Origin of the sequence: Chryseobacterium sp. W4I1 (genome assembly GCF_030816115.1) — a bacterium.
GTDB lineage: Bacteria > Bacteroidota > Bacteroidia > Flavobacteriales > Weeksellaceae > Chryseobacterium.
In genome coordinates, this window is sequence record NZ_JAUSXQ010000001.1 from 4,195,910 (window position 1) to 4,221,446 (window position 25,537).

Genomic DNA, 25,537 nt, shown 5'->3' on the forward strand with positions numbered 1-25,537 from the left:
CATATTCTGTTACAAAACAGAATAATAATGGTTAAACAAAGAAAATATACGAATGAAATTTTTTAATATAGAAAAAACCTCTGAAGGAAAAGCAAGAGCAGGAGAGATCACCACAGATCATGGTAAGATTCAGACGCCTATCTTTATGCCTGTAGGAACTGTAGCAAGTGTAAAAACAGTTCATCAGAGAGAATTAAAAGAAGACATTAAAGCCCAGATTATTTTGGGCAATACTTACCACCTGTACCTTCGTCCGGGAATGGAAACCATGGAAGCGGCAGGAGGACTGCATAAATTCATGAACTGGGATCTTCCTATTCTGACCGATTCAGGAGGCTTTCAGGTTTTTTCACTTTCCAAAAGCAGAAAAATGTCCGAAGAAGGAGTGAAATTTAAATCTCATATCGATGGAAGCTATCACCTATTTACTCCTGAAAAATCAATGGAAATCCAAAGACAGATCGGAGCTGATATTTTCATGGCTTTTGATGAATGTGTTGCTTATCCTTCCGAATATAATCAGGTAAAAGCTTCGATGGAAATGACGCATCGCTGGTTAAAAAGATGTATTGACTGGAATGAAAAAAATCCTGAATTGTATGGTCATAAACAACGGTTTTTCCCCATTGTTCAGGGATCTACCTATTCAGATTTAAGAAAAATTTCTGCCGAAGTGATTTCTGAAGCCGGTGCAGAAGGGAATGCTATCGGAGGTCTTTCCGTTGGTGAGCCTGAAGAAGAACTATACAGAATCACTGATGAAGTGACGGACATTCTTCCAAAAGACAAACCAAGATATCTAATGGGTGTAGGAACTCCTTGGAATATTCTTGAGTCAATTGGTTTAGGAATTGATATGATGGATTGTGTAATGCCTACAAGAAATGCAAGAAATGCAATGCTTTTCACCTGGCAGGGTGTTATGAATCTTAAAAATGAAAAATGGAAGCAGGATTTTTCACCTTTAGACGAATTCGGAACAAGTTTCGTAGATAGAGAATATTCAAAAGCCTATTTGCGCCATTTGTTTGTGTCAAAAGAATATCTTGCAAAACAGATCGCATCAATTCATAACCTTGCATTTTATTTGGACCTTGTAAAAGTAGCAAGAGAACATATTATTGCAGGCGATTTCTACGAATGGAAGAAATCTATAGTCCCGGTTCTGAGACAGAGACTTTAAAAACAGAAAGATCATGATCAAAATTATAGACAAATATATCATCAAAAAGTACCTTGGAACATTCAGTTTCATGCTGATATTGCTGTCTGTAGTTGTACTTGTGATCGATGTTCAGCAGAAAATTCCCAGGATAGAAAACGCAAAAGCAATCGATCCCAAACTGGATCTGATGTACTTTTTGATCCATTTTTATCCGTTCTGGATCATCAACCTTATAGTGACCTTTCTTTCTATTCTTGTATTTATTTCTGTGATTTATTTTACGTCCAGAATGGCTAATAATACGGAAATTGTTGCTGTTATCAGTAGTGGGGCCAGTTTTCACAGATTTGCAAAGCCTTATTTATATACTTCTATTTTGATTGCGATGATATCGCTGCTGGTAAACCATATGGTGCTGCCATGGGCTAATATAAAGAAGAATCAACTGGAGGCTTATACCTATAATGCGGCAAACAAAGAAAAGATTTTGGGAACCGCTCCTGCATCTGCGCAGCTCAGCAAAACAGAATACATCTTCGTCAACTCCTGGAACAAAAGAGAAAACAGGGGTTCAGGATTTGTGTATCAGAAATTTGATAAAACCAGGAAGATGACCTACGAACTGAAGGCATCGGAGGTCTACTGGGATAAAGCTAAAAAACAGTTTACAATTACCAATTATCTTGAAAAAACCATTAATAAAGATAATACTGAAAAACTGGGTAATGGTGTAGAACTAAGGAAAAACTATGGGCATTCCCCCGAAGAACTCTTCCCGAATGAACTTCTTGGCCAGAATAAAACCACCCCCGAACTTATCAAATTCATCGACAGGGAAAAAGAAAGAGGAAACAGCAACCTGAATTCTTATCTTAATGAGTTTCACCAGAGAACCTCAATGCCTGTTTCTATTATTATATTAACGTTTTTAGCCCTTTCCCTGGCTTCCCAGAAAAAAAGAGGAGGACTTGGAGTAAATCTTGCAATAGGGATCTCTCTGGCGTTTGTATTCGTGTTCTCATTTGAGGCATTGAAAGTAGTTTCAGAGAATAAAAGCCTGTCACCGGCTGTCGCTATGTGGCTTCCTAATATGGTTTTTCTTCCGCTTACCCTATACCTTTACCTGAAAAGAGCCAATCAGTAAAGAAGTTTAACCTCTTTATGATAAAAAGATTTTAATCCGTCTTTCTCCAGCTCAATCCAAAGCTCACCTTTTTCGTCAGCCTGGCGGATAATGCCATTTTGTCGCTCTTTTTCAATTTCAAAGACCGATATCTCATCCTTTCGGAATAAATGATGATTAAAAAGTTCAATGATCTCTTTTTTAGTCGGAATATTTTTCAGTCTTTCTGTCAAATATTCATGAAGCTTCATGGTGAATTCATCAAGATCAAAAACCTTTCCTGTCTGCGTCAGTAGTGATCCTGCATGAGATATCTCGTCAAAATTATCCTGAAGAACATTGAGTCCTGCTCCGATGATGAAATAATTATTTTGATTAATTTTTTTCTTTTCAATCAGAATTCCAACGATTTTTTTATTTTTAAGGATAATATCATTCGGCCACTTTATTTTCACTGCATTGTCAGTCATATTGGCAAGTAAATCCCGAATGACAACAGCGGTATAATAATTGAATATAAAATCTGAGAGCAGAAAGCTTTCCGCCTTCACAGCAAGCGTGTAGGCAATGTTTTTTCCGGCGGCAGCTGCCCATGTATTTCCATATTGTCCGCGGCCTTTGGTTTGATTGAATGTAGAGAGTCCTATAAAATCTGAATTTTCATAAAGTAAAAACCTTGAAACTTCGTCATTAGTAGAAGAGCATTCTTTTAAGTGGAATAATTGACTCATTTAAGAAAACTTTAAGACTTTAAAGGGCTAAAAGTAAGGCTAAAGTAAAAGAAAAACAATAAATTTGCAGATTATAGATATTTTAATGAATAAAACAGCAGAAAAGCAGGCACTAATAGATAAAATTGTTGAAGCCATTCAGGACGTAAAGGGTGAAGATATTATGATTTTTGATCTTTCGAAAATTGAAAATTCTGTAGCGGAAACTTTTATAATTTGTAGCGGAAACTCCAATACACAGGTTTCTGCATTAGCAGGAAGTGTTGAGAAAAAAGTGAGAAATGATCTTAAAGATAGACCCTGGCATGTAGAAGGTACCGAAAACTCAATGTGGGTTTTGGTAGATTACGTAACTGTGGTAGTGCATATTTTCCAAAAAGAAATACGTGAATATTACGATATTGAAGAACTTTGGGGAGATGCAGCAATCACCAAAATCGAAAATTAATTTTAAATTTTAAAAAGTATAAATGAACAATAAAGGATTCAACTGGTTTTTTCCAATTGCAATCGTGGCTCTTTTGTTATTTTTCGGCTCCAATTTTTTAGGGGGCGACAGTGCAAAATCTATTGATGAGGATGCTTTCTTTAGGGAAATGCAGGCAGGAAAGGTCCAAAACGTTATCATATACAAAGACACAGAGAAGGCTGATGTTTTTCTAACGAAAGCAGCAAAGACGGCAATGGTCAATAAAACGGCCAGTCCAAATAATAATCCTCTTTCTGCATTCGAAATGGCTCCAAAAGCAGATTTTTCTGTAAAATACGGAGACCTTCAGCTTTTCCTTCAAAAATTTGATCAGATAAAAGCTGCAGATGCCAATATCAAAACCACTAAAGATTATGGAGCTGGTAAAAATCCATTCATGGATATTCTGGTTTCAGCATTGATATGGATCGCGATATTAGGACTTTTCTACTTCCTTCTTTTCAGAAAGATGGGCGGTGGCGGAGGTCCTGGCGGACAGATCTTCTCAATCGGGAAATCAAAAGCAAAGCTTTTTGACGAAAAAGAAAGAATTCAGGTGACATTCAAAGATGTTGCAGGTCTTGAAGGAGCTAAAGAAGAAGTACAGGAAGTGGTAGACTTCTTGAAAAATTCCGAAAAATATACCAGACTGGGAGGTAAAATCCCTAAAGGGGTACTTTTGGTAGGACCTCCGGGAACCGGTAAAACATTATTGGCAAAAGCTGTTGCAGGTGAAGCCAAAGTACCATTCTTCTCCCTTTCAGGTTCAGATTTCGTAGAAATGTTCGTTGGAGTAGGTGCGTCGAGAGTAAGAGATCTTTTTGCCCAGGCAAAAGCTAAATCTCCGGCAATCATCTTCATCGATGAGATTGATGCTATCGGACGTGCCAGAGGAAAGAATAATTTCTCAGGAGGGAACGACGAAAGAGAAAATACCCTTAACCAGCTTCTTACTGAGATGGATGGTTTTGGAACAGACGTTAACGTAATTGTAATGGCTGCTACCAACAGAGCGGATATCCTTGATAAAGCCTTGATGAGAGCAGGACGTTTCGACCGTTCAATTTATGTAGACCTTCCGGAATTACATGAAAGAAGAGAGATTTTTGATGTTCATTTGTTGAAAATCAAATTAGATGATACGGTTGACAGAGACTTTTTAGCGAAACAAACTCCGGGGTTCAGTGGAGCAGATATCGCTAATGTTTGTAACGAAGCAGCATTAATTGCAGCTAGAAACAGCCATACTTCCGTAACTAAACAGGATTTCCTTGATGCGGTAGATAGAATTATCGGAGGTCTTGAGAAGAAAAATATGGCCATTAAACCTTCTGAAAAAAGAAGAGTTGCTTATCATGAGGCAGGCCACGCTACCATTTCATGGTTGGTAGAACATGCGGCGCCACTTTTAAAAGTGACTATCGTTCCGAGAGGTCGTTCTTTAGGAGCAGCATGGTATCTTCCGGAAGAAAGACAACTGACCACTACAGAACAGATGTTGGACGAATTGTGTGCAACGTTAGGAGGTAGAGCAGCAGAGCAGGTGATTTTTAACAATATTTCAACCGGTGCACTGTCTGACCTGGAATCTGTAACGAAAAGAGCACAGGCTATGGTTACTGTTTATGGTTTAAGTCCTACCATTGGTAATATTTCATACTATGACAGCTCAGGACAGTCTGAATATAATTTCGGAAAACCATATTCTGAAGAAACTGCGAACAAGATTGATGTTGAGATCAAATCTATTATTGAAAACCAATACGAGAGAGCAGTTCGTATCCTTACGGAAAATAAAGATAAACTGGATGCTTTAGCGAATAAGCTTTTAGAAAAAGAAGTGATATTCCGCGAAGATCTTGAAGATATATTCGGTAAAAGAGCGTGGGACCCTGAATTGACAGAAAGACCTGTTACAAGCATTATTTCCACAGCAAAAGGACCCGATGAACAGATCGTAATTAAAGACAAGGAAGAAGAAAGTGAAATTCAGGCTCCCGACAGCCCGACTCAACTTTAAAATACTTCCAAAATATATTGAAAAAAAACCTGACAGTCTTAAAGAATTGTCAGGTTTTTTCATATTTAAAGACACATTTTTAGAATCTATTGTAATAATTTTCTATTTTTGTATAAAGTTGATTAAAAATAAATTAAGTTGAATTTATTCAAGAGGATTGTAAGCAAACTTACCAACCAGCCTGAGGAAGAGGAAAAGCAGAGTCTGGAGAAGCTCGGGGATTCGCTGAAAAATGCGGATCTTGACTATAAGTTTGCCCAATTATTTACGCATTCGGGAGGATTTTTTAATTATTGTGCAGATGAAGCGGAGGCTCTACAGACTTTGAACCAAATTGTCAAGATAGAAGGCATTGGAAATCTTTTCTGCTGGGACAAAGAGCTTCAGAGCTTTTTAAATGTAGTAAAGGTACCTTATACTTCAGAAATGGAGAATTCCAATGACGCTGCCTTTATCACCTGCGAGTATCTTATTGCCTATGACGGAAGAATAATGCTTTCTCATAACAATATCCTGCATTACCATTCTTCAAGACTTCCCGGTAAGATTATTATTATGGCCAATGTTTCACAGATTGTAAACAACCTTAATGATGCGATGGGAAAAATAAAAAGAAACGGTAATATCAAAAACCTTACTTCCATCAGTGGAGGGCAGTCAAGTTTAGATTCCTCTTCCCATACCAATACAAAACTGTTTTTATTGCTGCTTGAAGATTAAGCATCAACTTATAAATTTTACATTTTGGACAAAAACCTTATTCAAAGAACCATTTCCGGACTTGTTTATGTGGCCGTTATCATTCTTTGCACAACACCGCTGGGTGCCCAGCTGATCAACAAAATGCATCCGGGTCTTATCAGACAGGAATATCTGTATCACGGGCTCATGACCCTTCTTCTTCTTGTAGGGAGCTGGGAATGTGTCAAGATCATGAAGTTTGGGAAAGGATATGAAAAATGGATTGTGCTTCCGTTGGTTATCTTTATTTATTATGTATTTTCCAAACGATATTTCCACCACGATTTCTTTTTCGATTTCAGGCTGAATGAGATACTTGCTCTTTCCCTGGTCGCTATTGCAGTGGTTACCCTGTTCAAATATCCCAATGAATTATATTACGACAGCGGAAAGCTGATCTTTACAGTGATCTATGTAGCACTGCCTTTCAGCTTTGCCTTGGGATTGCCTAAATTTTCCAGCTATGACGGTACGTTTTCACTGGAAGTACTGTTTCTGTTCATTCTTATCTGGAGCAGTGATACCTTTGCTTACCTTACCGGAAAATTTTTCGGAAAGCATAAAATGGCCCCTAAAATCTCTCCAAAGAAAACGTGGGAAGGATATGCCGGGGGAGTGGTATTAACCTTGGTTTTATCGTACTTTATAGAACACTACCAGCCGGAACTTCGTGGAAACTGGATGGTCGTAGGATTTCTGGTGGCAGCATTTGCTCCGTTAGGCGATCTTGTAGAAAGCCAGCTTAAAAGAAACTTTGGGGTGAAAGACAGCGGAAACATCATTCCGGGGCATGGAGGAGTGCTGGACAGGCTGGACAGTTTTTTAATTTGCGTTCCTGTCGTATATTTGTACTTTATTTTAGAAAAATTTATTTAATCTCATGAAACTACACAGAGAATCGAAAGGAACGATTACCGTAGCAACGATACTGTTTATCATAATAAGTGTGTTGGCTATTTATTTTCTTAAAATGTGGTCGTTACTGATCATTATGCCGTTATTGGTTGTTTACAGTTTAGTATTTTGGTTCTTCAGAGTTCCGGAACGTGATATTTTGGAACACAGGGAAAATGTTATTGCTCCTGTCGACGGGAAGGTAGTAATGATCAAAGAAGTGGATGAGACTGAATTTCTGAAAGGAAAAGCCATTCAGGTGTCTATTTTCATGTCGCCGCTGAATGTTCATATCTGCCGATATCCGGTTTCCGGAAAAGTGACCTACAAAAAGTATCATCCGGGAAAGTACCTTGTTGCATGGCATGAAAAGTCTTCTACAGAGAACGAAAGAACTACAGTTGCCATAGAAACAGCTACCAATCATCAGGTAGTATTCAGACAGATCGCAGGATATGTGGCGAGAAGGATCGTTTTCTATTGTAATGAAGGAGATCAGGCAAAAGCCGGCCATGAGTTCGGTTTCATTAAATTCGGTTCCAGAATGGACGTTTTTCTGCCTTTAGACACTGAAATTATTTGTAAGATCGGAGACATTACCAAAGGTGGGCTTGATGTGATCGCCAAAATGAAAGATTAATAAAGAATAACATCAAAATATATATAAAGGGGAAATTAAGTTTCTCCTTTTTTTGTGCCTATTTTACTAAACTATTTCCAACCTGATTCACCTGTTTTAATTTCAGGATTCTATTTTCTTAGTTTTTGTACGCACGCGTACTATTGAGTACTCATTTTGTGGAGTATATTTCTTGAAATCAATATTTTTGTAGGAATATTATTCTTATCAAATTTTATTCGGTGCTTTTTCTGGTGTGAGAATAAAAAATATTTCTTTTTTATTTAAATTTATTTATAGCATACTAATTTTTTGCGTATTAATTGATTATAATCTGTAGGATACCATTTTTTTACGTAAATATGCTGAAAAATTATACGAATTACTAAGCTTGTAATGGGCTTAATAATTAATAAAAAAACACCTTCACAATCTTTCATTCAACAAAAAACTGCAGATAGATTTCATTGTTCTGCTGTTTTGTGCATTTGATGAGTATTAATATGAATTCAAGTTGTTTGTCATGTACAAAAAGCAACTTGAGCTTTATGATAACACAAAAACACAGGACACAATGATTTTTAAAAAATTCTTTCGATTGATCAGTGGAGAAGCTGAGGAATTATATGATGAGGATGAGCGTAATTATCTTAATCTCATTAATAAATATCTTCTATTCCTTTTTCTGTTGTTCTTATTTTACTCAATATTCATCATTATCTTTTTCGGAGATGCAGTTATCTCTACGTTTTTGACGATCACTACACTTTTCTGGCTTTTTTTAATGGCTGTTAAAGGAAAGACAAACCGCTATAGAAAAACATTAAAGACAAGTGTCATTTTTGTCTTTATCCTGTTGGCTTTTATCATCAGTTTCTTTCATATCTATACTTTTAAAAATGCGGGAGTAGAGTACTTCTATTTCTCACTTTTATTTGCTATCCCTTTCTTTTTTAATTATAAGGAAAACTTTATTTCAATCCTGATCCTTGCCTTTATAATCAGTGCCAATTGTGTTGCCTGCTTATATTTTGACTTTGATTTTCTTCCTAGAAGCATTTTTTTTGAGGCCGGGGATTTCAAAACCATAAAACTGCTTAATATTTTATTTTCCATAGCTTCATTTCTGCTGGATATCTCCTTTATTACTCAGAAAGATGATCTGATCTTCGGGCTTATGAAAGATACAAGAATAAAAGACTCTACTATAGAAGATTTGCAGAAAACCAATACCGGGCTCCTGAAGCAGCAAATGATCATCAATCATCTTACAGAAGAAAATATCCGTGAAATCTGTAGCCTGGCAGAAAGTAACTCGCCGCTGTTCTTTGATAAATTCCAGATCTTTTTCCCACATTTTATTCCTGCTGTTTTATCAAAAAATCCGAATCTTATTCATTCCGAACTTTATTTCTGTGCATTAATGAAGATTGACTTTGATACCAAGAAAATCGCAAAGTGTACGAACAGCAGTATCAGAGCAGTGGAAAGTAAAAAATACAGAATCAGGAAAAAGCTGGATATTCCTTCTGAAATGAACATCAACAGTTTTATTCTCAAAATATAATTTTTTTACTTGACTGAGTAGTATTACGTAGAAGGATAGGCTTTTAATTCATTTTGTTGTTGATATTTTTGCTGTAAGATGAATTTAAAACAGATACATATCGGAAGTTTAGTGAAAACAAAAGTAGAAGAGCTCCGTATACCTTCCGAAAGAATCATGAAATTTTTAAACTGTACCGAAACTGAAATAGAAGATATGTATCTGCAGGAGAGTATAGATACCCATAAGTTGCTAAGATGGTGCAAACTTTTGGATTTTGATTTCTTCAGGATATTTACAGGCCATCTCATTCTTTATGCACCACCAACGAAAATAAATAAAACAGTTAAGGTGGGAAATTCTACCCTTGAATTCAGGAAAAGTGTTTATACAGAAGAGGTTAAGGTATTTATATTGAATAAGATAATGACTGGTGAAATGACGATAAAAGAAATTATAATAAAGTACAAGATTCCTAAGACTACTCTTTACAAGTGGGTGAAAAAAGTATAGACATGCCGGATTTCAAACAAATATATACTGATATTATCACTGAGAAATTCCCTGATAAAATAAACGATCCGTTGATAATCAATAAACTGGATTCCCTAAATACCGCTATAGATATTCTGAAATTCAACAGATTGATCTTTGGTCAGGCAGAATATGCGGTTGAGTTTAAGAGCCAAAGATTACGTTCTTATGATGAATCTTCCATCCGTGAGATTCTAAATTATCAAAATAAAAATAAGCTGACCAACCAGGAAACAGCCAATCATTTCAAAACCAGCCGGAATACTATTGCTAAATGGAAGTCCATTTATAAGAGATAGTCTTCTTATTTATCTTTTATTTTTCTAAATAATTCCAATAATCATACGCCCATATATTTTGATTATTTTTCACATAAAATGTTGATCGACTGTACGCTTTACTACTCATGCGTAGTATTGCGTAGACTTTTTTTAGACAATAACCCGTTATGGATGATACTTTTGTATTGGCTGAAATGTCAGTTTAAAAAATAACAAACATAATTATTTCAAAATGATGAAAAAAAATTCTACAACAGCGAAAATCAAAGTTCTGCTTCTGGCTATGCTTTTGGTTTTTGGACAGTTCTACTCTCAGAACGGTGCAGTAGGGATCAACACATCTATACCTAATGTAAATTCGGTTTTGGATGTGGTTTCTGGCGGAAACAATAAAGGAATACTCATTCCCCGTCTTACCGAAACCCAAAGAGATGCAATAACCATTAATAAGCTTAAGGATGATGGCCTTACCATCTACAATACAACAGAGGGCTGCTTTAATTACTGGAGTCTCGCCGATGATGAATGGAAAAGTGTCTGCGGGCAGCTGGGAAAGGCTGTATTTACAGTGGACTGCTCCAATACAAAAGCAATGGGGACCTATGTGAAGGGCAGGGAATTAACCCCATCAAATTATCTGAGTATTTCTGTTAATGTCACTAAAATAGGAAACTACACCATTTCGGGGACTACTCCCAACGGATATAACTTCTATGGAACGGGAACTTTCCTCAATACCGGCGTGCAGACTATTCAGATTGCAGGACAGGGCAGCCCTCTGAATATTCAGACAGATGATGTATCACTGACTGCCAACGGAAACGATGTGACCTGTACACCGGCTGTATCCATAAACGTTCTCAGTCCTGCCGGAACTTATACCATGAGTTGTGGAAGTGCTGTTGTCAATGGAGTTTATAAAGTAGGAACAGCTCTTACAGCTTCCAATACCATTACCTTACCTGTGAATGTTTCTGCATTAGGAAGTTATACCATTACGACAAATACGGTAGATGGAATTTCATTCAGAGGTTCCGGAACATTTACTGCTACAGGAACCCAAAACGTGACCTTAAACGGTACGGGAACACCATCTTCTACCGCTGTAAAAACAATGACCATTACTTCTGACAGTCAGGGAGGAGTTTCAACGACATGTAATGTCAATATTATTGTAGTGATTCCTAAAAAAACAGTTTTACACATAGGTCTGGAAACGGCTTACGGATATAGCGCTTTTACGGGACCTTCCAGAAGCCTGATGGATTCTCCTTCTAATTTTGGAACAACGGCTTCAAGTATTGTAAAATATGAAGGCTTTACCCATACATCGCTGGGGAATTCGCCATCTTCTGCAGCACTTCAGGCAGCCCTGAATAATAAGCCGGATATTGTAATTATCGGTTATTCTTACACGCCAAATGCTACAGATGCAGGATATATTGCTTCCTATCTTAATAAAAAAGGAATTGTGATTGCTTTAACTGATGATACAGGAACAGCACAGAATTTATTCAGAGGAATTTTTTCAGATCCTACTATTTCAGCTTCCAATGGAGCGGGAGCAGGATCGGTGTACGCTCTTTCTAATACGGATGATCCTATATTGAATGGTCCTTTCGGGGACGTAAGAGGGAAAAACTGGGGTGAAGATGCTTCCACAACAATTGGAATTTCAGGTCTGACAAGTGGATTTGTCCCTTACAGCTATGCACAGCCGATTAACAGTGCAACTGCAAGAACAGGTATTTCCGGACTGAGAAGCAGTAGCCTGAATTTCATATGGTTCGGAGACGGAGGTTTCTTAAGCAATGAAAATGCAAACGGAAGCCCTTATGCAAGTACTACTATAGAACCATTTGTAGCGCCAAGCACAGGAGCCTATTTTCCTGTTCAGAAAGCCTCTTACGGTTACGCAGGAAACGGATATTCGGCCGGAGGAATGCAGGTGCAAAACTCTATACTGTTTGCCAATATGATTGCATGGGCGGTTAAACAGGCAGAATTCAGCGGAATTAATACACAATAATAAAAAAGTTCTTAAATAAAAGCTGCGGCATGGTGAAACCATGCCGCAGCTTTTATTTTATATACTTCTTAACCTCTTCTGCAAGGTTTAGAATAATCTCAACAGGCAAATCTTCTTCCATGTTGATCAGAAGTATTTTAAACTTCTTCCTGCCCTCCTGAAGTAGGAGAGGATGATTGAGCCTGTCTCCGTGATAGAAACTTACATAATGTTGTTTGTGCTTTTTACTGTAGTAAAGATAGCACAACATTTTTTTCTTATACTTAAAAAAAGGAAGCCCAAAACTTAAGGTTTCAGTGATATGCTCAGAATCAGATTCGAGGATCTTTTTCCTTAAAAACAAAAGAGTACTTCTTTCAGGCTCATCGATTCTGTAGAAGTACTCTTGTATAGGATTCATTTTACTGACTTTAATTCAAAAAAATAATTGATTAATCAAAATTCTGAAGTTCCACAAGCTTGTGGTACATCCCTTTTTTAGCAATAAGGTCATGGTGGGTTCCCTGTTCTACAACAATTCCTTTCTCCATTACCACGATCCAGTCTGCCTTCTGAATGGTTGATAGCCTGTGGGCAATAACAAGGGAAGTTCTGTTTTCCATCATTTTATCAAGGGCATCCTGAACAAATCTTTCAGATTCCGTATCCAGGGCAGAAGTTGCCTCATCAAGAATCATCACCGGTGGATTTTTCAATACAGCTCTGGCGATAGAAACTCTCTGCTTCTGACCACCGGAAAGCTTATTTCCGTCATCACCAATATTAGAATCATAACCTTCAGGAAGATTTGAAATAAAGTTGTCTGCGTTCGCAATTTTTGCAGCTTCTACTACTTGTTCTTTGGTTGCTTCAGGTTTACCCATCAGGATGTTATTGTAAACCGAATCATTGAAAAGTACAGATTCCTGGGTTACCATTCCCAGAAGCTGACGGTATTCCTTTAATTTTAAATGCTTAATATCAATTCCGTCAATTAAAATCTGACCTTCATTCACATCATAGAACCTTGCTAAAAGATTAGCAATTGTTGTTTTTCCGCTTCCACTCTGGCCCACAAGAGCTATTGTTTTTCCTTTCGGAATGATCAGTGAGAAGTTTTTAAGGATAACATTGTCTTTATCATAATAGAATCCAATGTTTTTGAATTCAATCTGGTTATTTAACGTAGAAATAGAAATTGGCTCTGCAATTTCCTCCACTTTTAAATCATAGTCTAGAACTTCTGCTACTCTTTCTAAACTTGCCATACCTCCCTGAATAGAAGATATTGCGCTCGAAAGTTTTTTTGCAGGATCAAGAATCTGGAAGAACATTCCGATGAAAACAAGGAAAGCCTGAGGCTTCATCGTCTGCTCCTCTAAAATCTGCGTTCCGGCATACCATGTAATAATCAGGATGGGTGATAGAACCCAGAAATTCACTCATTGGAGAGGCAAGTTCTCTTTTTCGGCTCATATCTATGGCAAAATTCTGCCAGTTGGTAGTCGTTTCGTTAAATCTGTTCTTAAGGATCTTATCCGCATTGAATATCTTAATTACTTTAGAAGATTTTAAAGTCTCATCTACCAGTGAGAAAAGATTTCCAAGCTCAGCCTGGGCATAATGTGCCTGTTTTTTCAAGCTTTTTCCTGTCCATGAGATCAGCAAACCCATCACAGGGAAAACAATCAGTGAAAACAGGGTCAGCTGAGGGGAAAGTAAAAATAATGCGATCAAAGAAGAGATAATCATGAACGGAGCATTGATAATATCTACCAGTACCCCCATGATTCCACCTTCTACACCTCCAATATCATTGGAAATCCTGGACATCATATCTCCTTTTCTCTGCTCTGTAAAGAATGAAACCGGAAGCTGCAGGAATTTATTATACATTGCAGTTCGGAGATCTTTGGTAATACCTACACGGTAATTGACCAAAAGGAAAGAACCTATATATCTGAAAATATTTCTTAATAAAAATGAAAGACCTGTGATTGCACACAGAACAGCAAGTACATAAACGGCACCATGCTGATCAATCTGTGTCTGTACAAAATAGTAAGCTTTATCTTTAATATAATTGAAATAGTCGCCAAAAGCTCCGCTCCATACCGGTTCTTTTGCCTGTTTCTCTATGGTACCGAACATTAATCCTAAAATAGGAAGCATAGTTCCTACAGATAAGATATTCAGTAAAGAGTACAGGATGTTGAAAAACATACTTCCGAAAAGGTATTTTTGATGCGGTTTCGCGAAATAGAGTATTCTTTGTAATGGTTTCATTCAATGAAAAATTGGATAGCAAAATTACGTAAAATAAAGGAAAAGACGTTCTTAATCCTTTTTTACTTTAACTAATATGTTTCAGTAAGGCTTGTTTTGTTACAAACACTTGTTTAGGATTATACCATGCAAGCGGCATACAGTTATGAAGAAAACCGCCCTTTCGACGGTTTCATTATTATATAGAATCAATTAATATTGTACTTTATCATTATACTTCGGGGTAAAGTTTTTAGGGCTTAATTTTTCTAAAGTCTTCCCAAAATTATTAATAAGCTGTGTCATATTATCAAAATCTACAATATTTACATCGTCATTCACCTGGTGGTAATGTTTTATTTTACTCATGTCTGCGGTAGAAATAGAATGGGCAATGATTTTCTTTTTCACAAAATTCACGTTGTCCGATCTGTAAAATAATTGTTCTGAAGCGTACGGGTCAGGATTTATCTTAAGTCCGTTTACTGCATTTTTATTGAAAAGCTCGTCAAGGTCAGAAAATTCATCACCCGTCATGAAAACTGCATTTTTTCCAAACTCAGACTCGGTGGCTACCATCTCAAAATTGAACAGAGCTGTTAGATTATTATAAATCTTATCCAGGTTTTTATCTTCAGAAATAGCTGTTGATCCTTAACATTCCCTTTTCTTCGCCGTTAAATGCCATGAAGACCATTGAGAATTCAGGCTTCTTATTTTTAAAATAATCTGAAATTCCTACTAAAGTGGTGATTCCGCTGGCATCATCATCAGCACCGTTAAAAATATTGTCACCAGCGTTATTGTTTGTTCCGATATGATCGAAATGTCCAGAAAATCCTAAATATTTATCGGTTTTTCCTTTTTTAACACCACACACGTTATAAACTGTTTTTCCTTTATAATCAAAAGGAACCAGGTAAGAATTTCCGGTACAGTATTCAAGATTGTTTTCCTTGAAAAGTTTTGCAATATAATTTGCTGCGTTTTCATTTTCTTGAGTTCCTATTTCGCGGCCCTTCATTTCATCAGATGCCAATGTTGAAATAACAGTGTTAATTCTTTCTTTTGAAACTTCCTGAGCGAAAGTAAATGCCGAAAAAAGAGATAAAGTAAGATAGGTTAGTTTTTTCATTTTTAAATAAGTTATGAATAATCTGTCGTAGTTTAAACGGAAAAGTTGCATTTAAATTCTTATTTCTTTAAAATTTAGCCATGTCAAGATTTAAATCTTGACATGGCTAAACTATTTTTACAATTTCTAAACACAAAAAAACAGCTTCCAATAAAGGAAGCTGTTCTCACTCAAAAAATCATTGTAAGGTTATCGAAGTCGGTCTACAGATTTTACGAGCCTCTCATCTCTGCGGATCAGTACGTTTGCAATAAGCAGACAGATCACCGCGATCAATGGGAAAACCGGCTCAATACCCTTCTCAGGAATCTGAATTCCTCCGGATAAGTTTAGTAACCAGTACGCCAATACACCAATCAACAAAACGTTTATAATGATGCTGAATGTATTCAGCAAAATTTGTCTTTTTCTGTTTTTAAAACTAAAAATACTCAATGCTCCTGCCAAAACAAGGGCAATACAACTAATATCAATCACCGGAATATTGCCAAAAACGTCAACATCCTGTCCTGTAACGAAAAGGGAAACAGCAGCCAAAACCGCCAAAAGAGTCCATATAGTCTGTATTCTCTGTAACATTGATTCTTAAATACCTGGCAAAAATAACATAAATTTTGCACAATTCAAAAATAAGTGTAGATTTGCATTATACATATGTACTTGAAAACAAAAGTCACCGGACTTACTTTTCTTACTCACAATTAATTACATTTTTACATTAAGTATGTTTAACATAGAAACGTTAAGGTCAAAATCCGTAACGGAACTGACTAAAATCTTAAAAGATTTAGGCGTTAAAGTTGCTAGAAACAGCAATGATAATGATAAAATCTTTGCCGTTCTTGACTTTCAGGCTTCTAACCCTAAAGTTGCAAAAGATTATTTCAACGCCACAGAAACCAGCATGGATACTGAAGAAAAACCGGCAGACAAACCTGCTAAGGCCCCTGTGAAAAAAGCAGCGCCTAAAAGACAACCTGCCAAACCTAAAGCAGAGGTAAAAACCCCAGCAGAAACAATTCCAATAGCTGAAGAGAAAACAGAGGAAAAAGTTTCCGCTCCTGCAGAAAAGAAACAGGAAGAACCTAAAGCTGAAACAACAGCAGCTCCTGAAGACAACAATTCAGCACAAGCCAAGAAAAAAAGGAAGAGAGTAGTTGCCAACACAGGTAATACAGAAGCTCCCCAGGAAAGAGCGGAAGCTCCTAAAAATGCAGAAGCTCAAGAATCTGCACCATCAGAAGAAAGGTCTAATACTTCTCAACCTCAGGCCAGATCCCAACAAAGAGGACACAACAATCCGCAGAACAGCGGAAACCAGCATAAAAATCAAAATCAGCACCAAAACCAAAACCCAAATCAACACCAGGGCCAGAATCCCAACCAAAACCAAAATCAGCACAGACAAAATGCTGACAGGCAGGAGGAGCACCATTCTGAGCATAGAAAAGAATTCAGTTTTGATGGAATGGTAAGTATTGAAGGGGTTTTAGAGATCCTTCCGGATAATTATGGATTCCTTCGTTCATCTGATTTCAGTTATATTTCTTCTCCTGATGACGTGTATGTTTCTACTGCACAGATCAGAAATTTCGGTCTTAAAACCGGAGATACAGTGAAAGGTATTGTAAGACTTCCAAAAGAAGGCGAGAAATATTTTTCATTACTAAAACCAATCGAAGTCAACGGACGTGATCTTGCTTTTATTAAAGACCGTGTCGCTTTTGAATATTTAACACCGCTTTTCCCTGAAGAGAAATTTAACCTCGCCGGAGATAATTCTACAATGTCCACAAGAATTGTTGATTTATTTGCGCCAATCGGGAAAGGGCAGAGAGCAATGATCGTTGCACAGCCTAAAACAGGTAAAACAATGTTGCTTAAAGATATCGCCAATTCTATCGCTGCCAATCACCCTGAAGTCTATATGATGGTTCTTCTGATCGACGAACGTCCGGAAGAAGTTACCGATATGGAAAGAAGTGTAAATGCAGAAGTTATAGCCTCTACATTTGACGAAGCTGCAGATAAACACGTAAAAGTGGCCAACCTTGTTTTAGCAAAAGCTCAGAGAATGGTGGAATGTGGTCATGATGTAGTGATTTTATTAGATTCAATTACCAGATTAGCAAGAGCTTATAATACGGTTACGCCTGCTTCAGGTAAAGTTTTATCGGGAGGTGTGGATGCCAATGCTCTTCACAAGCCAAAAAGATTCTTCGGAGCGGCCAGAAAAATTGAAGGTGGCGGTTCATTAACTATTATTGCTACAGCCCTAATTGATACAGGTTCTAAAATGGACGAAGTGATCTTTGAAGAATTCAAAGGTACAGGTAACATGGAACTTCAGTTAGACAGAAAAATTGCCAACAGAAGAATTTATCCTGCAATTGATCTTGTCTCTTCAAGCACACGTAGAGATGACCTTCTATTGGATGAGGTGACTTCCCAGAGAATGTGGATCTTCAGAAAATATCTTTCTGAAATGAATCCTGTAGAAGCAATGGAATTTGTAAATAAAAACATCAGAGGAACTTTAAATAATGAAGAATTCCTGATGTCTATGAATAAATAGATTAATTTAATTGTTGTTAAAAAAAAGCACGGTGATCAGCGGATCTTCGTGCTTTTTTGTGTTTGAGTATGATCGGGTTTGAGAGTATGAATATTTGAAGGCTGGAGAGTGAGGCGTACGATTTTTACTTGTTTTTTTTAAAACTAAATAAGACCGGAAAATGTATTCCAAGATAGAATAACCTCCATCTTCAGGCTTCCAGATTCCATCTTATAAAAATTAATTCATTCTAAATCAATATATCAATGTTAAAGATTTATTAAAGTAATGCCCAGTTTTTGATTATCGCTTAAATATTGGCTAAATTTGGATATAACATTAAAAATAAAAATTATGTCATTTGAATTACCTAAATTAGGATATGCATACGATGCATTGGAGCCTACGATTGATGCTAAAACTATGGAAATCCACCATACAAAACATCACCAGGCTTATATTGACAATTTAAATAAAGCAATTGAAGGAACTGAACTGGCAGGTAAAACGATCGAGGAGATCTGTCAGACAGGAACGGACAAACCAGCAGTAAGAAATAACGGAGGAGGACATTTCAACCACTCTCTATTCTGGGAAATTCTAACTCCTGGTGGAAGCAATGAGCCTGTAGGAAACGTAAAAGCTGCTATTGAAGCTTACGGTGGTCTTGAAAAATTCAAAACTGATTTTTCTGAAGCTGCTAAAACAAGATTCGGTTCAGGATGGGCTTGGTTGGTGAAAAATGGAGATGGATCTGTGTCTGTTTCTTCTACTCCAAACCAGGACAACCCATTAATGCCTGTTGCAGACGTTAAAGGAACTCCTGTTTTAGGATTGGACGTTTGGGAGCACGCTTATTACTTAAACTACCAAAACAGAAGACCTGACTATGTTGCCGCTTTCTTCAGCGTAGTAAACTGGGATAAAGTAGAAGAATTATTCAACAAATAATTTTCAGCTATTATAAAAGTAAAAGGTTCAGAAGAAATTCTGAACCTTTTTTATTCTTAAGTAATACCTTATTTCTTAATATTTATCTCACGGCATCACTTCCGGAAAGGCCATTCATTTTCAGTCCGTACTTCCAGCTTACATAGGCAAAAACCTGATACAGCTTATATTCAAATTTGATCCCGTAATTTTCCCTCGGGTCGTAATCTATCCCTGATTCTATAATATTACGGTACCTTCCTGAGCTGTAATAGGAGTTCCATTCATTGACCAGAAAAGTATTTTTTGTTTTCAGGTATGATTCAGAGTACTGGCTTATTGGTTTAGCCACTGCATTTAAAAAGTAATCGAATTGGGTATCGATCACCGTAAGATCCCACTCGCCGTCTTCATTTTTAGAAGGCTTCATTTCAGATTTCTCTTCCTCTTTCTTAGGGCTGTTTTGAGAAAAACAACTGTAAGGAATCAGGGCAAAGAGAAATAGTACGATCAGATTTTTCATAATAAAAACTTTGTTATAAAAAATAAGCACTCAAAATGAGTGCCTAAGTATTTGTTCAGGGTTCTTTCTGAAGAATTACAAACGCCGGGAAGTGGTCACTGTAACCTCCTGTAAACCGATCTCCGTCCCATGATCTGAAAGGATAACCTTTATAATTTCCTTCTTTATTCACAAGATAAGCAGGCGCGAAAATTTCTGCTTTATATACAGAATATTCTTTTGTTACCTGATCAGTTATTAAGTTTTTAGAAACAATAATCTGGTCAAAAAGGTTAGGAGCGTCCTGATAAGCCAGCGAAGCAATCCCTTTCTTATATAGAGGATACATTAAATTCAGATAGGGTGTCGTTTCGCTTAAATCTTTAGGACTGGCTACAGCTTTTAAATAATTTTTCAAACTAGCACTTACAGGATCATCATTAAAGTCACCCATTGCAAAAACCTTTGTAGTGGGATCTGCAGTTCTTATACTGTCCATCTGCTGTTTCAGCAACGCTGCTGCTGCGTTTCTCTTAGGCAGCGAAATAGCTTCACCTCCTCTTCTTGAAGGCCAGTGATTCATAAAGAATGCTACTTTTTCATTATCCAGGAAACCTGTTACCACCAAAATATCTCTTGTATATTCTCTTTTGCCGTCATCACCGAAGACTTTTAATTCTTTTTTCAATGAATTCGTTGGCGTGAATCTTCTTTTCTGATAAATCAAAGCGACATCTATTCCTCGGTAATCATAAGAGTTGTAATGGATAATTCCGTAATCATATTTAGCAAGAGCAGGCTGCTTGACAAGATCTTCAATGACCTGTCTGTTTTCTACTTCGATAAGTCCAACTACAGCCGGGGCAGTTTTTGTGTACTGCGCTCCCATTTCAGAAATTACTTTTGCTTCGTTGGCAAGCTTTGCTTTATAAACTTTAGTAGTATAGTTTTTTGGACTGTTTGGGGTAAATTCTTCAGATCCGCTTTGGTATCTTACTGCTTTTTTACCCTTTAAGGCGCCATCACTCCAAGGTCCGTCATGCTTTTCCACTTCTAAAAACTTAATAGAGTCGAGCGGAATGCTTCTATGGAAAGCAGGATTAGAAATATCTTTAGTTCCGTCAATATAATCTGCTGAACGAATTGTGTCCCAAAGGTTTTCAACATTCAAAAAACCAACGGCAGCCACTTTTCTAAGTTTTCCTTGCTGTGAAAAAGCCATTACCGAAAAAATGATGGCCATAAAACTTATAAATCTTTTCATCCTGTGGAGTATTTAAAATTATTTAAAAAACAAATTTACTTTTTTTAATTTAACCCATTTAAATATTTGTAAATTTAAAACAGTTAACCATTATTCTCTTACATAATGATTCATAAAAGTTTGCCATGTTAAGAAAAAATAATGTTAAAAAAATTGGTAATTATAAATTTTACCTAAATTAGTGCCCCCCAACTTTTAAAGGGGTGTAAATTAATAGGAAAGCATAAAAAAAAATAATAAACTCATGATTAAAAAATTATCATTAGTCTCCTTATTTACTCTACTTCCGGCTTCATTCTATTTTGCGCAGACTACTGTATTTGCGTATCTTAAGGATGCAGATGGAAAGCCTGTTGAAAGGGCAGAAGTAGACCTTAAGGGGAGTGAAAATGATGTAACGGCTGACAAAATTGGATATTTCCAGTTTGTAGATCTGCAGACGGGCCATTATCAAATTATGATTACGAAACCAAACTTCGAAACCAAAATGATGGAGTTTGACGTAACCGATGAGAAAAGAAAGGATCTAGGGACTATTACCCTATATTCCAATCTTACGAACGCAGATCAAGGATTAGCTATTATTGACAATAGCGGTGATAGCGAAGACAGTAACAGCGGACAGGCCTCTACAGTAGGTTTACTCCAGTCGTCTCAGGATGTTTTCAGTAGAATTGCAGCATTTGATTTAGGATTTTATTGGTTCCGTCCAAGAGGGATTGATGGAAGATCTGTAGAATCTATGCTGAATGGTGTTTCTATGCTTGAATCTGATAATGGTAATGTAGATTTTGGAACCTGGGGTGGGCTTAACGAGATCACCAGGTACCCGGAAATTTCCGCAAATCATGCGCCATCCGAATATGCATTCGGTGGAAACAGTTCTGTTATTTATAAAAATACAAAAGCCAGTGACTATAGAAAAGGAAGTCAATTAACGTATTCCCTTACAAACCGGAATTATACCAACAGATTATCTTACAGGTATTCTTCCGGAATGAACAAGAACGGATGGGCTTTTACCGGAATGATTGCCAGAAGATGGGCTCAGGAAGGAATACAGGACGGAACTTCCTATGATGCCTACAGCGGCTATCTTGGGATTGAAAAGAAATTCAGTGACAACCATACTATGACATTTAATGCCATTGGTTCCAAATATGCAAGAAGCACTTCCAGCCCGAATACCCAGGAAGTTTATGATTTTAGAGGAATTCACTACAACTCGTATTGGGGTTGGCAAGGAGGAGAAAAAAGGAATGAGAGGGTCAGAAGAGGATTTCAGCCATTATTTCAGTTGCAGGACTTCTGGAAAATTAATAAAAATTCTCAATTGTGGACTAGCGTTTCCTATCAGTTCGGTAAAGATTACAGTTCAAGACTGGATTGGTACAGGGCAAATAATCCTTCCCCTACTTATTACCGTAATCTGCCAAGCTATTGGTTGAATTTTAATAATCCTGCACCCGAGCAGGCAGCTAATATAGGAATTACTAGAGATTGGTGGACCAATGATGATCAGTCTCATACACAGATCAACTGGGATAATCTTTATAATATAAACAGAAACGGAGATCTTTATATGTCACAGTTTGGCGGAAGAAGAGCTGCCTATTTCCTTGTGGATGATGTGAAGGATGATAAGATTTTCAATGCAGCAACACATTATACTTATAATTTTACAGATACCTCCCGTTTCATTCTGAATGTCTCTTATCAGAATTATAAATCTGGACAATACAGAGAAGTTAATGATCTTCTGGGTGCAGATTTTGCCCTGAATATGGATCCATTCGCATCGAATACTGATGCAAGCAGAGTTTGGGGGAAATACAACCTTAAAGAAGATGATGCTTCCGTTGCGAAAAAAGAAGGCGATAAAATAGGATATGATTATATCTTCAGAAGACAGGAAATAAAAATAAATCCAGCTTTTAAATTCTCAACAGGTAAATTTGATGTTTTTGTGTCCGGATTATTCGGATATACCAACAATAGCAGAGAAGGATTATTCCAGCATTACCTTTATCAGTCATCTTACGGAAAAGGAGAGGACAAAAACTTTTGGAATGTGGGTGTAAAAGGGCAGGTAACCTATAGAATTAATGGTAGAAACTTCCTGGTTTATAACGGAGCTTATTTTTCACAGTCTCCTTTCCTGAATGATATCTATTTTAATACAAGAGTAAGTGGCGTTACTACACCAAATATCAAGAATGTTGTTATTGATGCCAATGATTTAAGCTACGTAATATCTACTCCTATTGTTAAGGTAAGATTGACAGGTTATTTAGTTAACACTCAGAATGAAACCAGTGTTCAGAGATATTTTGCACAGGGAGTTAAATTAACGACATTAACTGAAAGCGGAGATCAGGCACCTGTTCAGGACGGTGCTTTTATTACTCAGGTACTTGCGGGTGCTAACAAGAGAAATATGGGAGTTGAGCTTGGTGCACAGGTAAAGATCACTCCTACACTAACGGCTAATGGACTATTAAGTATCGGGCAATATACGTATACTAATAATCCTACTGTTTATTTTGCTTCTGACGCTGTAGGAACATTCAGAGAACTTGATAACAGTGGAAACATCATATCAAGATCCTATACCAATATGGGAGAGGCTACTTTGAAAAACTACAAACAGGGAGGAACTCCACAGGAAGCCTATAATTTAGGTCTTCGCTACAACAGCCCAAAATACTGGTGGGTAGGGGCAAGCTGGAATTATTTCGGACACTCTTACTTGGATCCGTCTCCGGTAACCAGAACGGCAAGGTTCTATACCAATCCCAATACGCCTGGAGTGCCTTATGATAATGTAAATCCTGAAGAGTTGGCTAGAGTTCTTACGCCTACGAAACTTCCTAGTGAGTTTTTCCTTAATGCCAATGCAGGAAAATCGTGGATGTTTGGTAAATATTATGTACTGATTTCTGCTTCTGTAAATAATATTCTTAATAATAAAAATTACATTACAGGAGGATTCGAGCAGACCAGAAATGTGAACTATACTGATTATGCGAATGATTATGACAGCGGAAATATGGTATTTGCTCCTAAATACTGGTATTCCCAGGGAAGGTCTTATTTTGTAAATCTTCAACTTAGATTCTAATCAATAATTTTAAAAATCGAAAACAATGAAAAATATATATTTTAAGGCAGCTGTATTTAGTGCCATTTCAATGTTGACGTTATCGTCTTGTGTAAAATCCGATGATTATGATGTTCCGGAAATTCAGTGTACCAATAGATTTCCTGCAGCTAATCACAAGCTGTCAGATCTTGCTGGTATCGCAAAACCTAAACCTACCGATGCGGATATTGTTAAAGAAGACTATATCGTTGAAGCTTATGTGGGTTCAAGTGATGAATCGGGAAATATTTATAAAATGATGTTCCTGCAGGATAAGCCTGAAAACCCTACCCAGGGAATAGAGGTAGATATTGATGGAGGAAATCAATATTTAGATTTTCCTACAGGTGCTTTGGTTAGAATTAATTTAAAAGGACTTATTGTTCAGGCTTCCAATGGAAATATTAAAATAGGTTCTTATGATCCCAATTATTCAGTGGGCAGAATTAATCCTAATAAACTTGCTAATTATATGGCAAGAGTTTGTGACGGACAAAAACCTATTGTTGCTGTAATGAAGCCATTGGAATTTAATTCTATCGCTGATGCTCTTAAAAACGGTGCTCACATCAACCAGCTTGTAAAAATTAAAAATGTTCAGTATGAAGATGCCGAACTGACAAAAACCTTTGCTGATGATGCTGCAACAGGAGACCGTTATATAACAGATAAAAAGGCAGCGAGATTAGACCTTCGTTTTAGTAATTATGCAACGTTTGCTAAATCTCCTATTTCTCCTAAATATGCAAAAAGCGGTGATATTGTACTTCTTTTGAGCCGTTACACAAGCCCGAGTAATCCTACCACTACCATCTTTACAGAACAGGCCTATATCAGAAATCTTGATGATATGGTCTTTAATAATGAAAGATTTTCTCCGGGAGCACCAGAGAATCCAGCAGCTTCTGCTGTAAATCTTTTCAACGGTTCTGATTTTGAGAACTGGACAACCTTCTTATCAAGTGTAAACGGTTTCGGCCTTAAACCATATGCAACCCAAGGTGTTGGTTTAGGATATAACGGAACCAATTCGCTTCAGATTAAAGGAACACCTACAACAAATGATTATGTATTTACAGCTACCGCAGCTTCAGGTTTACCAGCTATTCCAAAAAGAATTACGTTCTATATCAAAGGTACTTCGACTGGAAAATCGCTTTCTTTCAATGTATATAAAACCAGTGGTACTCCTATTTTCTATACCTTCAACCTGGGAACATTCAGTACTGGTGCAATTTTAGATCCAGATTCTGGCAATGCCAATTCTTACACAGGTTCAATTAATACCAACGGTCAATGGAGGCTGGTTGAACTTAACCTTACCGGTTTGGCAGATCTTAATCTATTAGCTGGAAAAGATATGTTTGCCATCAAAACAGGGAATGCAGGTACTTACGATATTCAAATCGATAATATTAAAATTGAATAATACTAAAGTAATATACAATTTGAGATAAAGAAGTCGGCTCATATGAGTCGACTTCTTATATTTATGACAAATCGTTTTGATTTCTTCAAAGACGAACTTATTCGCTTCTGAGGTTCATTTTTACTTCATAGTCAATATCACTTTTATCGTATTTAAATGGTATTTGAGGTAATGACCATCCAACA

22 protein-coding genes and 1 pseudogene are annotated in these 25,537 nt (G+C 36.9%); 15 read left to right on the forward strand and 8 right to left on the reverse strand.

The window, feature by feature from the left end; genetic code table 11:
• The first annotated feature begins 52 nt into the window (after positions 1 to 52).
• On the forward strand, positions 53 to 1,183 hold the full coding sequence (gene tgt, locus QF044_RS19525) for a tRNA guanosine(34) transglycosylase Tgt (RefSeq protein WP_307270942.1): 1,131 nt from the start codon (positions 53 to 55) through the stop codon (positions 1,181 to 1,183).
• A 16-nt stretch (positions 1,184 to 1,199) separates the two neighbouring features.
• Positions 1,200 to 2,309 carry an LptF/LptG family permease gene (locus QF044_RS19530; RefSeq protein WP_307272082.1) on the forward strand — a complete coding sequence of 370 codons (1,110 nt, stop codon included), beginning with the start codon at positions 1,200 to 1,202 and terminating at the stop codon, positions 2,307 to 2,309.
• Here the strand turns inward: QF044_RS19530 and QF044_RS19535 are convergent.
• A complete protein-coding gene (locus QF044_RS19535) occupies positions 2,303 to 3,019 on the reverse strand; it encodes a biotin--[acetyl-CoA-carboxylase] ligase (RefSeq protein WP_307270944.1) in 717 nt (238 codons plus the stop codon). The genes QF044_RS19530 and QF044_RS19535 overlap by 7 nt on opposite strands.
• 85 nt (positions 3,020 to 3,104) lie before the next feature.
• On the opposite strand from QF044_RS19535, the gene rsfS reads away from it, so the two are divergent.
• From rsfS to QF044_RS19580, 9 genes are all read left to right on the forward strand, one after another.
• Positions 3,105 to 3,467: a ribosome silencing factor gene (rsfS, locus tag QF044_RS19540; RefSeq protein WP_307272084.1), complete on the forward strand. Its 363-nt coding sequence runs from the start codon at positions 3,105 to 3,107 to the stop codon at positions 3,465 to 3,467.
• A gap of 22 nt (positions 3,468 to 3,489) precedes the next feature.
• A complete protein-coding gene (ftsH, locus tag QF044_RS19545; RefSeq protein WP_307270946.1) occupies positions 3,490 to 5,508 on the forward strand; it encodes an ATP-dependent zinc metalloprotease FtsH in 2,019 nt (672 codons plus the stop codon).
• A gap of 138 nt (positions 5,509 to 5,646) precedes the next feature.
• Entirely contained in the window at positions 5,647 to 6,228 is a 582-nt protein-coding gene (locus QF044_RS19550; RefSeq protein WP_307270949.1) for an LUD domain-containing protein, read from the forward strand.
• Positions 6,229 to 6,252: 24 nt separating this feature from the next.
• Positions 6,253 to 7,125: a phosphatidate cytidylyltransferase gene (locus QF044_RS19555; RefSeq protein WP_307270952.1), complete on the forward strand. Its 873-nt coding sequence runs from the start codon at positions 6,253 to 6,255 to the stop codon at positions 7,123 to 7,125.
• Between the two features lie 4 nt (positions 7,126 to 7,129).
• Positions 7,130 to 7,783: a phosphatidylserine decarboxylase family protein gene (locus QF044_RS19560; RefSeq protein WP_307270955.1), complete on the forward strand. Its 654-nt coding sequence runs from the start codon at positions 7,130 to 7,132 to the stop codon at positions 7,781 to 7,783.
• A gap of 502 nt (positions 7,784 to 8,285) precedes the next feature.
• The gene (locus QF044_RS19565; protein ID WP_307270958.1) at positions 8,286 to 9,329 is read left to right on the forward strand and encodes a Two component regulator three Y domain-containing protein; all 1,044 of its coding nucleotides are present in this window, start codon (positions 8,286 to 8,288) and stop codon (positions 9,327 to 9,329) included.
• A 78-nt stretch (positions 9,330 to 9,407) separates the two neighbouring features.
• Positions 9,408 to 9,821 (forward strand): transposase, encoded by a 414-nt coding sequence (locus tag QF044_RS19570; protein WP_307270961.1) that lies wholly within the window; start codon positions 9,408 to 9,410, stop codon positions 9,819 to 9,821.
• Positions 9,822 to 9,823: 2 nt separating this feature from the next.
• The gene (locus tag QF044_RS19575; RefSeq protein WP_307270964.1) at positions 9,824 to 10,141 is read left to right on the forward strand and encodes a helix-turn-helix domain-containing protein; all 318 of its coding nucleotides are present in this window, start codon (positions 9,824 to 9,826) and stop codon (positions 10,139 to 10,141) included.
• A gap of 214 nt (positions 10,142 to 10,355) precedes the next feature.
• Complete coding sequence (locus tag QF044_RS19580; protein WP_307270967.1) at positions 10,356 to 12,152, forward strand: hypothetical protein; 1,797 nt, start codon at positions 10,356 to 10,358, stop codon at positions 12,150 to 12,152.
• Between the two features lie 52 nt (positions 12,153 to 12,204).
• Here the strand turns inward: QF044_RS19580 and QF044_RS19585 are convergent, their stop codons facing one another.
• From QF044_RS19585 to QF044_RS19605, 5 genes and pseudogenes are all read right to left on the reverse strand, one after another.
• Complete coding sequence (locus QF044_RS19585) at positions 12,205 to 12,552, reverse strand: DUF1801 domain-containing protein (protein WP_307270968.1); 348 nt, start codon at positions 12,550 to 12,552, stop codon at positions 12,205 to 12,207.
• A 31-nt stretch (positions 12,553 to 12,583) separates the two neighbouring features.
• Positions 12,584 to 14,417, reverse strand: a pseudogene (locus tag QF044_RS19590) (ABC transporter ATP-binding protein).
• A 192-nt stretch (positions 14,418 to 14,609) separates the two neighbouring features.
• Positions 14,610 to 15,038 carry a M28 family peptidase gene (locus QF044_RS19595; RefSeq protein ID WP_307272087.1) on the reverse strand — a complete coding sequence of 143 codons (429 nt, stop codon included), beginning with the start codon at positions 15,036 to 15,038 and terminating at the stop codon, positions 14,610 to 14,612.
• The gene (locus tag QF044_RS19600) at positions 15,031 to 15,531 is read right to left on the reverse strand and encodes a M28 family peptidase (RefSeq protein WP_307270970.1); all 501 of its coding nucleotides are present in this window, start codon (positions 15,529 to 15,531) and stop codon (positions 15,031 to 15,033) included. Before QF044_RS19600 ends, QF044_RS19595 begins: the two co-directional genes overlap by 8 nt.
• A 189-nt stretch (positions 15,532 to 15,720) precedes the next feature.
• Complete coding sequence (locus tag QF044_RS19605) at positions 15,721 to 16,110, reverse strand: DUF4293 domain-containing protein (protein ID WP_073171317.1); 390 nt, start codon at positions 16,108 to 16,110, stop codon at positions 15,721 to 15,723.
• 145 nt (positions 16,111 to 16,255) lie between these two features.
• Between QF044_RS19605 and rho the strand changes: the two genes are divergently transcribed.
• Both rho and QF044_RS19615 read left to right on the forward strand, forming a co-directional pair.
• Complete coding sequence (gene rho / locus QF044_RS19610) at positions 16,256 to 18,106, forward strand: transcription termination factor Rho (RefSeq protein ID WP_307270976.1); 1,851 nt, start codon at positions 16,256 to 16,258, stop codon at positions 18,104 to 18,106.
• Positions 18,107 to 18,439: 333 nt separating this feature from the next.
• Positions 18,440 to 19,036 carry a superoxide dismutase gene (locus QF044_RS19615; protein ID WP_307270977.1) on the forward strand — a complete coding sequence of 199 codons (597 nt, stop codon included), beginning with the start codon at positions 18,440 to 18,442 and terminating at the stop codon, positions 19,034 to 19,036.
• Positions 19,037 to 19,118: 82 nt separating this feature from the next.
• Here QF044_RS19615 and QF044_RS19620 read toward each other — a convergent pair whose 3' ends face one another.
• A complete protein-coding gene (locus tag QF044_RS19620; protein WP_307270979.1) occupies positions 19,119 to 19,538 on the reverse strand; it encodes a DUF6146 family protein in 420 nt (139 codons plus the stop codon).
• A 55-nt stretch (positions 19,539 to 19,593) separates the two neighbouring features.
• Positions 19,594 to 20,781, reverse strand: a complete 1,188-nt coding sequence (locus QF044_RS19625) for an endonuclease (RefSeq protein WP_307270981.1) — start codon at positions 20,779 to 20,781, stop codon at positions 19,594 to 19,596.
• A gap of 244 nt (positions 20,782 to 21,025) precedes the next feature.
• Here QF044_RS19625 and QF044_RS19630 point away from each other — a divergent pair, with 244 nt between their 5' ends.
• Positions 21,026 to 23,902, forward strand: coding sequence for a carboxypeptidase-like regulatory domain-containing protein (locus QF044_RS19630; protein ID WP_307270982.1), 2,877 nt, complete (start codon positions 21,026 to 21,028; stop codon positions 23,900 to 23,902).
• A gap of 25 nt (positions 23,903 to 23,927) precedes the next feature.
• A complete protein-coding gene (locus tag QF044_RS19635; RefSeq protein ID WP_307270984.1) occupies positions 23,928 to 25,352 on the forward strand; it encodes a DUF5689 domain-containing protein in 1,425 nt (474 codons plus the stop codon).
• The last annotated feature ends 185 nt before the right edge of the window (positions 25,353 to 25,537 follow it).